This window comes from Achromobacter sp. PD1, from assembly GCF_048541815.1.
Lineage (GTDB): Bacteria > Pseudomonadota > Gammaproteobacteria > Burkholderiales > Burkholderiaceae_B > Achromobacter > Achromobacter bronchisepticus_A.
In genome coordinates this window covers 3,427,747-3,442,198 of sequence record NZ_CP183349.1, presented here as the reverse complement: position 1 = coordinate 3,442,198, position 14,452 = coordinate 3,427,747, and the positions used below count along the sequence as shown (strand labels likewise).

The following is a 14,452-nucleotide window of genomic DNA, read 5'->3' as shown; positions in this document are numbered from 1 at the left end:
CGCATGCGGTTGATATCCGAGCATTTCGCCGAACTGGCGCCGCCGCTCCTGCAGGGGCTGGCGGTGACCCTGGAGATCATGGCCGGCGCCGTGGTGCTGGCCGTTCCGCTGGCGCTGGCCGCGGGCATCGGGCGCCTGTCGCCCCTGCGCCCGCTGCGCTGGATCGCGGCGGTCTACGTCGAGGTATTTCGCGGCACCTCGGCCCTGGTGCAGCTGTTCTGGTTCTACTTCGTGCTGCCGCTGTTCGGCGTGCAGCTGCCGGCCATGCTGGTGGGCATCGTGGTGCTGGCCTTGAACGCCGGCGCCTATGGCGCGGAAGTGGTGCGCGGCGCGATCCGAGCGGTGCCGCCAGGGCAGCGCGAAGCCGGCATCGCGCTGAACCTGACGCGCGGCCAGATCATGCGCCGCATCGTGGTGCCGCAGGCCGTGCCGGCCATGCTGCCGCCGGCCGGCAACCTGCTGATCGAGCTGCTGAAGAACACCGCGCTGGTGTCCCTCATCACCATCACCGACCTGACCTTCCGCGGCCAGCTGCTGCGCAGCGAGACCCTGCGCACCACCGAGATCTTCACCTTGATGCTGCTGATGTACTTCGCGGTGGCCCTGTTGATCACGGGCGGCGTGCGTCTGCTGGAACGCAAGGTGCGCGTGCGATGAAGCCGGTATTCGATTGGTCCTTCGCGCTGGAGATCCTGCCCACGCTGGGCTCCGCGCTGCTCATCACGATCCAGGCCACGGTGCTGGGCATGCTGGTGGCCGTCACGCTGGGCCTGGCGCTGGCCCTGCTGCGGCGTTCGCGCTTGCGCATCGTGTCCCTGCCCACGGCCTTCGTGATCGAGTTCGTGCGCAGCACGCCCCTGCTGGTGCAGATGTACTTCCTGTTCTACGTGCTGCCGCTGACCGGCGTGCGGATGTCGCCGCTGGCCACCGGCATCACCGCGTTGGGCCTGCACTACGCGACCTATTGCGCCGAGGTCTACCGCGCCGGCATCGAAGCCGTGCCGCGCGGCCAATGGGAGGCCGCCACCGCGCTGAACATGTCGCGCTGGCGCACGGCGGTGGGCGTGGTGCTGCCGCAGGCGATTCCGCCGGTGGTGCCGGCGCTGGGCAATTACCTGGTGGCCATGTTCAAGGACACGCCGCTCTTGTCGGCGATCACCGTGGTGGAACTGCTGCAGCAGAGCAAGATGATCGGCTCTGCCACCTTCCGCTACACCGAGCCCCTGACCCTGGTGGGCCTGCTGTTCCTGGCGCTGAGCCTGGCGGCGGCCTGGGGCGTGCGCGGCCTGGAGGCCCGCCTGCAACGATATGGAGGAAAAAGATGAGCGCCAGCATAAGCATCAAGAACCTGCGCAAGCAGTACGGCGAACTGGAGGTGCTGCGCGGCATCAACCTGGAGATACCGTCGGGCCAGACCGTGGCCGTGATCGGCCCCTCGGGTTCGGGCAAGTCGACGCTGCTGCGCGTGCTGATGACGCTGGACCGGCCCACCAGCGGCGATATCGAGATCGACGGCGTGCCCATGTGGACCGACGCGCAAGGCCGTTCTGTCGGCCCCAACTCGGAGCACCTGCGCAAGGTGCGCGGCAAGATCGGCATGGTGTTCCAGCATTTCAACCTGTTCCCGCACATGACGGCGCTGGCCAATGCCATGGAAGCGCCGCTGCATGTGCGGGGCATGCCTCGCGCCCAGGCGCGCGAACAGGCCGTGGAGTACCTGGAAATGGTCGGCCTGGGCGACAAGCTGGATGTCTATCCGGCGCAGTTGTCGGGCGGGCAGAAGCAGCGCGTGGGCATCGCCCGCGCGCTGGCCATGTGCCCCCACATCATGCTGTTCGACGAGGTGACGTCGGCGCTGGACCCGGAACTGGTCGGCGGCATCCTGCAGATCCTGCGCGACCTGTCGGCCCGGCGCAGCATGACGATGATCATCGTCACCCACCAGATGAAGTTCGCCGAACGCAGCTCGGACCGGACCCTGTTCTTCGACCAGGGCAACATCGTCGAGGACGCCGAATCGTCGGTGCTGTTCAGCCAGCCCAAGGAGCCGCGCACGCGCCAGTTCCTGGACTCGGTGATCGAAGGGCAGTAGCGCATTGCTTGCGGACGCGCCTTGACCCCGCCCGGGGCTGCGGTATTCAGGTTCCCGGACGGGCCGGGGCGCTATGCTGTCGCATCCCACGCCCCGGAGGCTCCAGCATGTCCCTGCTTTTCAGTCCCACGTCCATCGGCCAGCTGGAACTGGCCAACCGCATCGTCATTGCGCCCATGTGCGAGTACTCGGCTGAAGACGGCCTGGCGACCGACTGGCACATGATCCACCTGGGGCACCTGGCCTTGTCCGGCGCCGCGCTGCTGTTCGTGGAGGCCACCGCCGTGGAGCCAGACGGCCGCATCACCCCGGGAGACCTGGGCCTGTGGTCCGACGAAACCGAGGCGGCCATCGGCCGCGTCGTCGCCGCCATCCGCCGCTATGCGCCCATCAAGCTGGGCATACAGCTGGGCCACGCGGGCCGCAAGGCGTCCAGCGAAGCGCCCTGGAACGGCGGCCAACTGGTGCCGCCCGAGTCCGGCGGCTGGCAAGGCTGGGCGCCTTCGGCCGTGCCGCACAACGCGTCGGAACCGCCGCCCCACGCGCTGGACGCGGCGGGCCTGGCGCGCGTGCGCGACGCCTTCGTGGCTAGCGCCCGGCGCGCCGTGCGGCTGGGCTTCGACGCGATCGAGCTGCATGCCGCGCACGGCTATCTGCTGCACCAGTTCCTGTCGCCGCTGTCCAACCGGCGCGACGACGCCTACGGCGGTTCGCTCGAGAACCGCATGCGCTTTCCGCTGGAAGTCTTCCAGGCGCTGCGCGAGGCCATTCCGCCGTCGGTGACGCTGGGTGTGCGCGTGTCGGCCACCGACTGGGTCGAAGGCGGCTGGGACCTGGAACAGACGCTGGTCCTGGCGCAAGCCCTGAAGGAGCGCGGCTGTGAATTCATCGACGTCTCCAGCGGCGGCGTCTCGTCCCAGCAGAAGATACCCGTGGGTCCGAATTACCAGGTGCCGTTCGCAGACGAAATCAAGCGCAAGGTGGGCATGCCGACCATCACGGTAGGCCTGATCACCGAGGCGCAGCAGGCCGAAGACATTCTCCAGGGCGGCCAGGCCGACATGGTCGCGCTGGCGCGCGGCATGCTGTACGACCCGCGCTGGCCCTGGCACGCCGCCGCGCAGCTGGGCGGCCAGGTCAGCGCGCCGCGCCAGTACTGGCGCTCGCAGCCGCGCGAGCAGAAGGCGCTGTTTGGCAAGACGCGCTTCGGACAACGGTGAGCGGGATGGGCGCAGCGCGCCGTCAGCGCCGAAAAGAGGCTGTCATAGGCCGCCGCGCTTGACCCATCACGGCCGTTTTCCTTCGTAGGCGTTTTGCAGCAGCGCCCGCAAGGCCTCGCGTTCCAGCGGGCGCGGATTGGGGTAGGGCGTCTGCATGGCGATGTCGCAGGCGCGGTCCAGGTCTTCCTGGCGCATGCCGATGTCGCGCAATGCCGTGGGCGCGCCCAGCGTGCTGGCCAGATCGAATACGCCCGCCGCGGCAGCCGGCGCGCCGAGCGCCGCCGCGATGCGCTCCATGGCCCGGGGCGCGGCCGCGGCGTTGTAGGCCAGGGCTTGCGGCAGCACCACGGTGTGGACTTCCGCGTGCGGCAGGTTGAAGCTGCCGCCCAGCGTATGGCAGAGCTTGTGATGCAGCGCCATGCCCACGCTGCCCAGCACCGTGCCGCACAGCCAGGCGCCGTAGAGCGCGTCGCTGCGCGCCTGCAGCAGTTCCGCGCCTTGGGAGCCTGCGTGGATGGCGGGCAGCGCCTGCGCCAGCGCGCGTATGCCTTCCTGCGCCATCAGGTCCATGATCGGATTGCCGTCTTGCGCGTAGAGGCCCTCTGCCGCATGGGCGATGGCATTGATGCCGCTGGTCACGCTCATCGATACCGGCAGCGACAGGCTGAGCTCGGGGTCGTACACCACGCTGCGCGGCAGTACCCGGTCGTCCTTGCCGGTCTTCTTCAGGCCGCTCTCGGTGAGGCCGTAGATCGGCGTCATCTCCGAGCCCGCATAGGTCGTGGGGACGGCAATGACCGGCAGCCCGGAATCCAGCGCGATGGCCTTGCCCAGGCCGATGGTGGAGCCGCCGCCCACCGCTACCGCGCAATCGGCGCCCAGCTTGCGCGCCGCCTCCCGCGCCTGGCGCGCGATTTCGATCGGCACGTGCATCACGGCCTGGTCGAAGATGCCGGCCACCCGCGCCTCGCCCAGCAGCGCCGCGACCCGTTCGGCCTGCGCGCGTTGCGGCGGCGTGCAGAGTACCAGCGCGCGCCGCAGTCCCAGCGCATCGAGTTCGGCCGCCAGGCCGCCCAGGCTGCCCGGTCCGAAGACCACGCGCTGGGCGCGGCTGGCGTAGATGAAGGAGTGCATGGCGTTCTCCGTCTGCATGTCGGTCATTGTGCAACGATTCCGCGGCGCTTGATGAGCTCGCCCCAGCGCTGGGACTCGGCCTGCACCAGCCGGTTCATGTCGTCGCGGCCGCCGGCCACCACTTCGAATCCCGATTCGGTGATGCGTCCTGCCACGGCCGGATCGCGCAGCGCGGCAATGGTGGCGTCGGCCAGCTTGTCCAGCGTCGCCGCCGGCGTCTGCGCGGGCGCCACCATGCCCACCCAGGAATAGATCTCGAAGCCCGGATAGCTTTCGGCGATGGCGGGCACGTCCGGCAGGGCCGCGACGCGCTTGGGCGCGGTCACGGCCAGCGCGCGCAGCTTGCCGCTCTGGATGTGGGGCAGCACCAGCGGCAGGCTGGCGATGATGGACTCCACATGTCCGCCCATCAGGTCCGACACGGCCGGGCCGCCGCCACGGTAGGGCGTATGGATGCCGCTGGTGCCGGCAGCCTGGTGGAACATTTCGGCCGCCAGATGGTTGGAGCTGCCCGCGCCGACCGAGGCGTAGGACACGCTGCCCTTCTTGCCGGCCGCGACATAGTCGGCGAGCGTCTGATAGGGGCCATTGCCCGTCACGGCCAGCACCATGGGCGAGCGCACCATGTAAGACACGCCGGTCAGGTCGCGCGCCGTGTCATACGAGAGCTTGGGGTAGATGTGCTGCTCGGTGGCGTAGGAATCGAACACCATTTCCACCGTATAGCCGTCAGGCGCGGACTTGGCCACCAGCGCCGTGCCTATGGTGCCGCCGGCGCCGCCGCGGTTGTCGATGACCACCGTCTGGCCCAGTTTGTCCTGCAGCGCCTGCTGCACCTGGCGCGCCACCCGGTCCACGGTACCGCCCGCGGCGAAGGGGACCACCACTGTCACCGGCTTGCTGGGATAGGAATCCGCCAGCGCGGGCAGGGCGGCGGCCCAGGCGCCTGCGGCAAGGGCGGCGCTGGCCAGCAGGGCGCGGTGCGAACGGCGGGGGGCGGTAGTCGGGGGCATGCGTGTCTCCAGGGCTTGTCGTCGTTGTAGTCGGCCGTTTATCTTTGTCAAAATTGCCAAAATGCGGCCATGCACGCTATCGTAATTGCCAAACCTCCCAGGAAAGCTGGCGTCCCACGCCAAAGCCTTTTGCGCCGAACGCACAAATGAAAACCGTCAAATTCGCCGAGAGCCTGTCCATCTTTGTCGACGTCGCCCGCGCCCAGAGCTTTTCCGAGGTGGCCCGCCGCCGCGGCATGGTCGCCTCGTCCGTGGCGCGGCAGATCGGCGCGCTGGAATCCGAGCTCAAGGTGCCGCTGTTCGTGCGCTCGACCCGCGCGCTGATGCCCACCGAGGCCGGCGAGGTGCTGTACGAGCGCGCCGTGAAGATCCTGCACGACATGACCGAGGCGCGCTCCGAAGTCATTTCGCTGGAGCAGACCGTGCAGGGCTTGTTGCGGGTCAGCTGCCTGCCGGCGTTCGCGCGGCGCTACGTGGTGCCCATGCTGCAGCAGCTGGGTGAGCGCCATCCGCAATTGCAGGTGGAGCTGGAACTGACCGAGCGCGTGGTGGATCCGGTGGTCGAACGCATGGACGTGGTGGTGCGGGTGGGGCAGCAGCCCGACAGCAGCCTGATCGGGCAGCGCATCGGCAGCCACCGTTATCTGATCTGCGCCGCGCCCTCATACCTGGAACGCCACGGCGTGCCGCGCACGCTGGCGGACCTCTCGCGCCATCGCCTTATCGACCGGCGCCATAGCACCAGCGTGCGCGGCTGGCGCGAGCTGGGGGATGGCCAATGGGCGCGGGACGCCAGGTTCGTCCTGGAATGCGACGACTGCGACGCGCGCCGGTTCGCGGCGCTGGAAGGGCTGGGCATCGCGCTCATGCCCAACTGGTCCGCGGGCGTGGACCTGGGCGCGGGCCGGCTGGTGCAGCTGACGTTGCAGGACGCCAGCCCGCCACCCGAAAGCGGCATCTACCTGCTGCGCGCCATGCCGCGCGCCAACGCGCGCATCCGCGCCTTCACCGAGCAGTTGCGGCGGCAGATCGGCTCGCCTTCCGTCTGGGATGCCGCCATCGAGGCTGCGCGCGCGGCCTGACGATCGCGCAGCCTACCTGGCATCGTGGAAGATGATGCCCAGCGTGTGCCGCTCGCCCTTGCGCAGCCGGCTGACTCCGTGCCGCAGATTCGCGCGGTAATAGCCGCGCGCCGACCGCACAGGCCTGTGGTTGACGGCAAGCACCACGGCATCGCCTTGCCGCAAGGGCACCACGTCGGCCCGGCCGGGCTGCTTGGGATTGCTCTCGGCCAGCAGCAGCTCGCCGCCTTCGAAATCGCGTCCCGGCTCGTTGAGCAGGAAGATGGCCTGGAATGGAAAGACGTGGTCGCCGTACAGGTCCTGGTGCAGGCAGCAGTAGTCGCCCGCCTGGTAGCGCAGCAGCAGCGGCGTGGGCCGGCGCTGTCCGGCGGCGTGGCAGATCTCCCGGAATTCGTCATGCGTCGCCGGAAAGCGCGCTTCGAGGCGCATGGCGGCATGCCAGCGGTTGGCGATGGGCGCCAGGCGCGGATAGAGCGACTGCCGCAAGCCCGCGACGATATCGGGCAACGGATAGCTGAAGTACTTGTACTCGCCGCGGCCGAACGCATGGCGTTCCATCACGATGCGGCTGCGAAAGCGCGCTTGCTCGCCGTAGCCGGCCGCAAGCTCCTCGCACTGGGCCTGCGTCAGCAGCCCCGGCAGCACGGCGTAGCCATCGCGGCCGAGGTCGTCTTCGACAGCCTGCCAGTCCGCATCCGCAATCCGGGTTTCAGGCAGGTCGTGCAGCATGGTCGATGTGGGCATGGCTTGGGCTGGCGTCAGGGCGCATCGTGGAAAAACAGTTCAAGGCCGATGCGGACTCCTTTGCGCACGCGGCTGACGGCATGCTTGAGGTTGACGCGGTAATAACCCTTGGAACCGTGAAAGGGGCGTTCCCCCGTGGCGATGATGGCGACATCGCCGCAAGCTAGCGGCGCCACCAGCGGACGCGATTGCATGCGCGGGCGCTGCTCCGTCATCACGAACTCGCCGCCCTGGAATCCGTCTCCAGGTTCGGACAGGAGCGCGACCACCTGCATGGGGAAGACCTGTGCGCCTTCAGTGCGCTGGTGCAGTGCCATGTAATCTTCGACGCCGAGCCGGTTCAGGTGCGATTGCGCCCGGGTCTGGCTGGCGTCGCGGTTGCGCTGAAGAAAATCGTCCAGCTCATCGGGATAGCGCGATGAAACGTCCAGAAGCTCGTTCCAGCGATTGGCGTGAACGGCCAGCCGACGGTACAGCGCCGCGCGCCATTGCTCCAGCGGCGGCGGCATGCCGGCGTCGAAGTAGTACAGGTCGCCGCGGCCCAGGCCGGCAGATGCCAGGCTCACCCGTCGGGCAGGCGGCGCGTCGGCCTGCCGTGCCAGACTGCGCGCCAGTTCCGCGCCCAGCAATCCTGGCAGCACGGCATAGCCTTCGGCGTCGAGCTGCGATCCGATGTCCGTCCAGTCCAGGCGGTCCAGGCTGGTTTCGGGGGCGTTCATGCCGCTGTCGTGCATAGGGTCCTCATCGATGGTCGCAAGCGAACGCGGCATCATGCCGCGTCATGAAAAATAAGACCCACGGTATGGCGGCGGCCGCTGCGCACGCGGCTCACGCCATGCCGCATGGCGACCTTGCGCGGCCCGCGCGCGCCCGCCGCGGGCCGTTGATTGACGGTGAACACCACCGCGTCGCCCTGGTCCAGCGGCACGACGTCGGCGCGTTGGCTCCGGGCCGCAAGTTCGGTCATGACGAATTCGCCGCCGGTGAAATCCTTGCCCGGCTGCGACAGCAGGATGGCGACCTGCAGCGGAAACACATGCTCGCCATAGAGATCCTGATGCAGGCAGTTGTAGTCGCCCGCGCCGTACTGGAGCATCAATGGAGTGGGACGCGTCTGGCCCGCCCGGTGGCAGCGTTGCAGGTAGGCGTCCAGTTCGGGCGGGTACTGCGTGTCCGCGCGCAGCCGCTGATTCCAGCGGTTGGCGATCGGCGCCAGCCGGGCATAGAGCGCGTGGCGCAGCTGATCGAGCAGCGGCGGCAGGGGGTAGGCGAAGTACTTGTATTCGCCGCGGCCGAAGCCATGCCGCGCCATGACGATGCGCGAACGAAAGCGCGCTTCATCCGGATAGAGGGCGGCGAGGGCGCGGCATTGCGCGGGTGTCAGCAGTCCGAGCAGCACGGCGTTGCCGTGGGCATCAAGCGCGTGCTCCACGTTCTGCCAGTCATAGGCTGTTGCTGTCATGTCTTCGTTCCCGCTTGCCGCGGCGCGCATGCCCGGTCCTCCCTGTGATTACAGGCGAGGCCAGTGTAGAAATCCACCGCCCATTTGAAACTCCGTTTGTTGCGCTGGCATCCCCCCAAAACAAAAAACGCCGCGGATGCGGCGTTCTTCGGGCGGGCAGGAACCGTCGCGGCTCAGAGGCGCGAATAAGCCTGCTCCAGCTCGCCGTGCAGCTGGTCGGCGAAATCCTCGCGCGCGGGATCCAGCTGCGACAGCAGGCGGGCCAGCACGACGTTGTCTTCCTCGCCGTTCCAGATCTTGATGTAGGTGCCTTCCTTGTAGCCATGCTGCTGGCGGAAGATGTTCAGCACGTTCTTGGACACGTATTGCGTGTAGGCGTCGTTCCAGCTCATCTCGCAGGACGTCATGGTCTGTTCCAGCACCTTGAAGCTGGCGCGTCCGCATACGGCCAGGCCGCCGATCAGTTCCAGCAGCTCGGGCACGTTCAGCTGGTCCAGCGTGTGGGTCTTGCCGTCCAGCGCGACCGAAGCCGGGCCGGACAGGTCGGCGACCAGCGCGCCGGCGGCGGCGGCGATGTCGCCGCGGGACTGGACGATGGTGTGCGACAGATAGAAGTGCAGGATGTCCACCAGCTCCATCTGCACTTGCGGCAGGTCGATGGTCTGCTTCTTCCACCACTTCCAGCCGTAGTGTTCCAGCGCTTCGGCGGATTCGACGAAGGCGGCGCGCAGGAAGCGGGCTCCGCCGTTGACCCAATCCGGATTGATCATGCTGTTCAAGTGGCCCTGCAGCTTCAGCATCGTGGCCGCCTGGGCCTGGTTCAATCCGACTACGTTATTCACTTTCACTCCGTGGTTCATGGGTCTTTCGACAGCGGCGGAAATGTTAGCACCATTGCCCGTCCGCGCCGCGCCGCCGCGATGGCGGAATCAGGCGCCGCCGTCCTTGCGGTACGAGGAGCGCTTGAGCGGCGGCAGCGGCGTCTTGTTGCGCGGATTGCGCGCGTTGCGGGCCGCCTTGAACAGCATCATGGCGAAGAAAAACAGGAAGACGGCGGGCATGGCTTCGTCCAGGTCGAAGCCGGGGCCGCGCAGGGCTTCGAAGATGATGCGCGCGCCAGCCCAGCCGGCCAGGATGCCGCCCACCGTCAGGATGACGCCGATCTTGCGCTGGGTGGCTTGGCGGGCCATCGATACCTCGGCGGCATCCGTCTGGCCCGGGGCTGCGGGCGCTTGCCGCGATTGCAGGGGCGGCGGGGCCGGTTTGCCCCAGGGAGCGCCGGACAGCGTTTCGGATGGCGAGGCAGGAGGCGGGGGCGCTGCCGGGCGGGAGTCCGTCCGCTTGTCGGGAACCTGTCCCGGCGATGCGCCGCCGGCGCGCGTCAGGTTTTCGACGTAGCGCGCGAAATCGCCATTCCTGGGTTCCCCGTCTATGGCCATTGCCCCTCTCTCCGGTTCAGTTGCCGCGGCGTTGGCGCGCCGGGACCCGGCGCTTGCGCAGCATGGCTATCAACAGCCCGCATCCTAGCAGTACCGAGAGTCCCGCGCCGATCATCATGGCAATCTGTTGCGCGTTGTCCGCCGTGCCCAGGCTGCGCGCGGTGATGTAGCCCGGGGCCAGCATCAGCGGCATCCAGAGGATGGCGGAGGCGACGTTGGCCATCTGGAAGCGGCTGTGCCCCATGCCCATGACGCCGGCAACGGTGGGAATGGTGGAGCGGATGGGGCCGAGGAAGCGGCCGATCAGCACGGAGGCGAAGCCGTAGCGGTAGAAGAACAGGCGCGCGCGCGCCACGCCGCTGCGCTGCTGCTTCAGCGGCCAGCGGCGCAGGATGCCGGGGCCGGCCCAGCGGCCCAGCCAGTAGGACAGCGCGTCGCCCACGATGGCGCCGGCGATGCCCCAGGCGATGATGGCCCAGGGATTCAGGGTGCCGGCGCCGATCAGGCCGCCGGTCAGCAGCATCAAGGCCGTGGCCGGGATGAACAGGCCCAGCAGCACCATGGATTCGCCCAGCGTGAGCAGAAAGGTGATCGGTCCCGCCCAGGCCTGGTTGGCCTCGATGAACATCGCGATCTGGTCGATGTATTGGTCCATATTTACGAAGTTGAAAATTAGCTGAATGCAATCAGGTATGTTAACGCCTGCGGAACTGTCGGTGCGCCGTATAGTCCGTCTGGATGAAGCTAATTGTTGGAGAGTTATGGATTCGGTTACGCAGGCGGTGCTGGGCGCGGGCATACAGGGCGCCCTGCTGGGGCGGGTGCAGGGGCGCCGGGCGCTGATCTATGGCGCGGCGCTGGCCACGGTGCCGGATCTGGACGTCCTGATGCGCTATCCGGACCCGGTGTCGCTCATGACCTACCACCGCGGCTTCTCGCACTCGGTGTTCGTGCTGACCGGACTGGCTGTTTTCCTGACCTGGCTGATCCGCAAATACTGGCCGCAGGCGCCATACAGCGGACGCCGGCTGTTCCTGACCTTATGGCTGGTGCTGGTGACGCATCCGGTGCTGGACGCCTTCACGGTCTACGGGACGCAGCTGTTCTGGCCGCTGGCGCTCATCCCCGAAAGCTGGGCCGCCGTGTTCATCATTGACCCGGTCTATACCGTGCCGTTGCTGCTGGCGGTGTTGTTCGCCATCGGCTTCGGCATGACGCTGACGGCGCGCCGGCTGCTGGCCGCAGCGCTGGTGTTCAGCACGGCCTATCTGGGATTCGGGCTGGCCGGACGCATCGCCGCCGAGGACCGCGTGCGCGAGGCGATGCAGGGGCAGGGCATTGCGCTGAGCGAACTGCGCGCGGTGCCCATGCCTTTCAACACGCTGGTGTGGCGCGTCATCGCCAAGACGCCAGATGGCCACTATTACGAATCGGTCAGCAGCCTGTTCGACAGCGATCCGCCGGAATGGCTGCGCCAGCCGCTCAACCTGCATGTGGCGCAGGCGCTGGCGGACGTGCCGCTGCACCAGCGCCTTAGCTGGTTCACCGACGACTGGCTGCGCTACGACGTCATCGGCAATGCGTTGGTGGTCACGGACCTGCGCATGGGCATGGCGGGGCATTACACCTTCCGCTTCAAGATGGCCGAACGCGCGGCGGGCGGCAACTGGCAGGCGGTGACGCCGTCCAGCTGGCCCACCGAGCGCGGCGGCTGGGCCGAACTGAAGCTGGTGCTGGGCCGCATCCTGCATGCGCAGCCGCCCTTGCCGCTGGCGCAGTGGTCGGAGTTGTCGACCAGGTAGGGACGCGATCTACGCGATGGCGGGCGGCCGCGGCAGCGGCGCGCGGGCCTGCTCGTAGGCTTCGGCCGCCTGCAGCAGCGGCAGGTCGGCGTGGCAAGGGGCTACCAGCTGCAAGCCTATCGGCAGGCCATCCTGGCCCAGGCCGCAAGGCACGCTGATGGCTGGGTGGCCGGTCAGGTTGAACAGCATGGTCCACGGATACCAATGGGCGCGGATGTCGCCGTACGGGCGGCCGTCGATGTCCATGGTGTCGAATATGTCCGTGCCCAGCGGCAACGCGGTGCGCGACATGGTCGGCATGGCCAGCAGGTCGGCCTGGCCGAACAGGGCCTGCACCTTGCGGTAGAGCGCGGTGCGGGCAAACATGGCTTCCTGGTATTGCTGGGCGCTGAACGCCGCGGCGGTGGCGATCTGCCGCCGGAAGGTGGGACTGTAGGCGTCGGGTTCGCGTTCTATCAGCGGCAGAAAGCGGGTGCGCCAGACCGTGTGGTTGATGACGCGCCAGATGGGCTCGACATCGAAGCCCGCGCCGTCGAACGGTTCGACTTCCGCGCCCAGATCGGCCAGGCGCGCCAGCGCGGCCTCGAACGCGCCGCGCACGTCGGCGGCCACGGGGCGGCCGGGCGGGGCGAGGCAATAGCGGACGCGCTTGCCGCGCAGCGTTTCGGGACTGGTCGCGGCGCCGGCGTAGTCGGCCCTGGGTATGCCCAGCGACCATGGATCGCAGTCATGCGGACCGGCCATGGCCGCCATCATCAAGCGGGTATCGGCCACGGTGCGCGTGGTCGGCGTCACGTAGGTCTGGTTGCCGATGGCGTCCTGCGCCTGGCTGTGCGGGATCGCGCCCAGGCTTTGCTTGAATCCCACCACGCCGTTGCACGCCGCGGGGATGCGGGTGGAGCCGCCGCCATCGCTGGCCACCGCCAGCGCCGTGATGCCGGCCGCTGTCGCCGCCGCTGCGCCGCCGCTGGAACCGCCGCAGGTGCGTTCCAGGTTCCAGGCGTTGCGGGTATGGCCGAACAGCGGCGAATCCGTCATGGACTTGGAGCCGAACTCCGGCGTCGTGGTCTTGCCTATCAGGACCGCGCCTTGCTGGCGCAGCCGCGCGACAGCCACGGCGTCTTCGGCCGGCACGTTCGCGCTGAACGGCAACGCGCCGAAGGTGGTCCGCACGCCCGCGGTATTGACCAGGTCCTTCACCGTGTAGGGCAGGCCATGCAAGAGGCCGGCAGCATCGCCGCGCATCAGCGCGGTTTCGGCAAGCCGGGCTTCGGCCATGGCCTCTTCCGCGCACAGCGTGATGAAACAGTTCAGGACGGGCTGCAGCCGCTCGGCCCGTTCCAGGGAGGCGCGCACCAGCTCGACCGGAGACACCGCCTTGGTTCGGACCAGGCGCGCGGCCTCGACCGCGCTCAAGTCGCAAAGAGAGTCGCTCATCGAAACCACGTTCCGCCTTATTCGTCGAAGGAAATGCCGGCGGCCTTGACGATGGGGGCCCAGTGCGCGCGTTCGACGCCGATGCGGCGCTTGGCGGCCTGCGCGTCCTGGGGTTCGACCAGGAAGCCCGCGGTCTGCAGTTTTTCCACCAGCGCTGGCCGCTTGCCGGCCGCGACGAAAGCCTGTTCCAGCTGGGCGATCGTGGCGTCCGGCGTGGCCGCGGGCGCGTACACGCCATACCAGCTGGCGGCATGCTGGTACTGCGGGTAGCCCTGTTCCAGCAGCGTCGGCACATTGGGTAGCGTGGGCAGGCGGCGGCTGCCTGCCACGCCCAGGAATTTCACCTTGCCGGCGTTGTACAGCGGCAGCATGCTGGCGACGGCATCCCAGCCCATCGACACTTCGCCGCCCGCCACGTCCACCAGCATCGGCGCCGCGCCGCGGTAGAGCACGGGCACGACCTCCAGGCCGTTCTGGCCGCCCATTTCTATCGTTCCCAACTGGCCGGGGCTGCCTTGCGTCGCCAGGCCCAGGGTCGCCTTGGCGCGCGCCTGTTTGGCCCATTGCACGTATTCGGCCATGTTGCCGTAGGGTTGGGCGGCGCCCGTGACGGCGCCGGTGGGCACGTCGGCCACCAGGGCGACGGGGCGCAGGTCATGGTCCGGGTCGTATCCCAGCTTCTTGTAGGTCAGCGGAAAGATCACGAACATCGGCGACGAACCCAGGTACAGGGTGAGCCCGTCCGCCTTGGCGCGTTTCACCACGTCGAAACCCAGGCGTCCCGATGCGCCGGGGCGGTTTTCGACGATGACGTTGGCGTAGCCCGCCGCCTGCAATTGTTCGGCATAGGCGCGAGCCACCGCGTCGGCGGCGCCGCCCGCGGCGTAGCCGACCACCAGGCGCACGAGCTTGTCGCCGCTGGCTGGCTCCTGGGCCATCGCGCTGGGTTGCAGGCCCGCCGCGGTCGCGGCGGCAAGGATAAAGGCAAGAAGGCGGGGTCGGGCTGGCAAGGCGGTCTCCTGTTTGC

16 protein-coding genes are annotated in these 14,452 nt (G+C 68.3%); 6 read left to right on the top strand and 10 right to left on the bottom strand.

The genetic code is table 11. The annotated features are described in order from the left end of the window. Positions 1–3 precede the first annotated feature (3 nt). From ehuC to ACM1PE_RS16290, 4 genes are all read left to right on the top strand, one after another. Complete coding sequence (gene ehuC / locus ACM1PE_RS16305) at positions 4–657, top strand: ectoine/hydroxyectoine ABC transporter permease subunit EhuC (protein ID WP_059380477.1); 654 nt, start codon at positions 4–6, stop codon at positions 655–657. After that, complete coding sequence (ehuD, locus tag ACM1PE_RS16300) at positions 654–1,325, top strand: ectoine/hydroxyectoine ABC transporter permease subunit EhuD (protein WP_118932839.1); 672 nt, start codon at positions 654–656, stop codon at positions 1,323–1,325. The genes ehuC and ehuD overlap by 4 nt, the downstream gene beginning before the upstream one ends. Next, positions 1,322–2,092, top strand: coding sequence for an ectoine/hydroxyectoine ABC transporter ATP-binding protein EhuA (ehuA, locus tag ACM1PE_RS16295; RefSeq protein WP_059380479.1), 771 nt, complete (start codon positions 1,322–1,324; stop codon positions 2,090–2,092). The genes ehuD and ehuA overlap by 4 nt, the downstream gene beginning before the upstream one ends. Before the next feature lie 107 nt (positions 2,093–2,199). Continuing rightward, entirely contained in the window at positions 2,200–3,312 is a 1,113-nt protein-coding gene (locus ACM1PE_RS16290; protein ID WP_419343789.1) for an NADH:flavin oxidoreductase/NADH oxidase, read from the top strand. 66 nt (positions 3,313–3,378) lie between these two features. Here ACM1PE_RS16290 and ACM1PE_RS16285 read toward each other — a convergent pair whose 3' ends face one another. Beyond that, positions 3,379–4,473 (bottom strand): maleylacetate reductase, encoded by a 1,095-nt coding sequence (locus ACM1PE_RS16285; RefSeq protein ID WP_419343788.1) that lies wholly within the window; start codon positions 4,471–4,473, stop codon positions 3,379–3,381. Then, the gene (locus tag ACM1PE_RS16280; protein WP_118932840.1) at positions 4,470–5,459 is read right to left on the bottom strand and encodes a tripartite tricarboxylate transporter substrate binding protein; all 990 of its coding nucleotides are present in this window, start codon (positions 5,457–5,459) and stop codon (positions 4,470–4,472) included. Before ACM1PE_RS16280 ends, ACM1PE_RS16285 begins: the two co-directional genes overlap by 4 nt. Before the next feature lie 146 nt (positions 5,460–5,605). Here ACM1PE_RS16280 and ACM1PE_RS16275 point away from each other — a divergent pair, with 146 nt between their 5' ends. After that, the gene (locus tag ACM1PE_RS16275; RefSeq protein ID WP_059380482.1) at positions 5,606–6,541 is read left to right on the top strand and encodes a LysR family transcriptional regulator; all 936 of its coding nucleotides are present in this window, start codon (positions 5,606–5,608) and stop codon (positions 6,539–6,541) included. Positions 6,542–6,553: 12 nt separating this feature from the next. On the opposite strand, the gene ACM1PE_RS16270 is transcribed toward ACM1PE_RS16275, so the two are convergent. The 6 genes from ACM1PE_RS16270 to ACM1PE_RS16245 all read right to left on the bottom strand — a co-directional run bounded on the left by ACM1PE_RS16270 (position 6,554) and on the right by ACM1PE_RS16245 (position 10,841). Then, entirely contained in the window at positions 6,554–7,285 is a 732-nt protein-coding gene (locus ACM1PE_RS16270; protein WP_223283242.1) for a 2OG-Fe(II) oxygenase, read from the bottom strand. 14 nt (positions 7,286–7,299) lie between these two features. Continuing rightward, complete coding sequence (locus ACM1PE_RS16265) at positions 7,300–8,004, bottom strand: 2OG-Fe(II) oxygenase (protein ID WP_419343787.1); 705 nt, start codon at positions 8,002–8,004, stop codon at positions 7,300–7,302. 50 nt (positions 8,005–8,054) lie between these two features. Then, positions 8,055–8,747, bottom strand: a complete 693-nt coding sequence (locus tag ACM1PE_RS16260) for a 2OG-Fe(II) oxygenase (RefSeq protein WP_419343786.1) — start codon at positions 8,745–8,747, stop codon at positions 8,055–8,057. Between the two features lie 173 nt (positions 8,748–8,920). Continuing rightward, positions 8,921–9,607: a dUTP diphosphatase gene (locus tag ACM1PE_RS16255; RefSeq protein WP_419343785.1), complete on the bottom strand. Its 687-nt coding sequence runs from the start codon at positions 9,605–9,607 to the stop codon at positions 8,921–8,923. Between the two features lie 69 nt (positions 9,608–9,676). Continuing rightward, on the bottom strand, positions 9,677–10,186 hold the full coding sequence (locus tag ACM1PE_RS16250; RefSeq protein ID WP_059380485.1) for a hypothetical protein: 510 nt from the start codon (positions 10,184–10,186) through the stop codon (positions 9,677–9,679). Between the two features lie 16 nt (positions 10,187–10,202). Next, a complete protein-coding gene (locus ACM1PE_RS16245) occupies positions 10,203–10,841 on the bottom strand; it encodes a DedA family protein (protein WP_054455998.1) in 639 nt (212 codons plus the stop codon). Between the two features lie 106 nt (positions 10,842–10,947). Between ACM1PE_RS16245 and ACM1PE_RS16240 the strand changes: the two genes are divergently transcribed. Then, positions 10,948–11,988 (top strand): metal-dependent hydrolase, encoded by a 1,041-nt coding sequence (locus ACM1PE_RS16240; RefSeq protein ID WP_118932845.1) that lies wholly within the window; start codon positions 10,948–10,950, stop codon positions 11,986–11,988. 9 nt (positions 11,989–11,997) lie between these two features. On the opposite strand, the gene ACM1PE_RS16235 is transcribed toward ACM1PE_RS16240, so the two are convergent. Both ACM1PE_RS16235 and ACM1PE_RS16230 read right to left on the bottom strand, forming a co-directional pair. Continuing rightward, the gene (locus ACM1PE_RS16235) at positions 11,998–13,425 is read right to left on the bottom strand and encodes an amidase (RefSeq protein ID WP_419343784.1); all 1,428 of its coding nucleotides are present in this window, start codon (positions 13,423–13,425) and stop codon (positions 11,998–12,000) included. A gap of 17 nt (positions 13,426–13,442) precedes the next feature. Beyond that, positions 13,443–14,435, bottom strand: coding sequence for a Bug family tripartite tricarboxylate transporter substrate binding protein (locus ACM1PE_RS16230; protein ID WP_118932847.1), 993 nt, complete (start codon positions 14,433–14,435; stop codon positions 13,443–13,445). Positions 14,436–14,452: the final 17 nt, after the last annotated feature.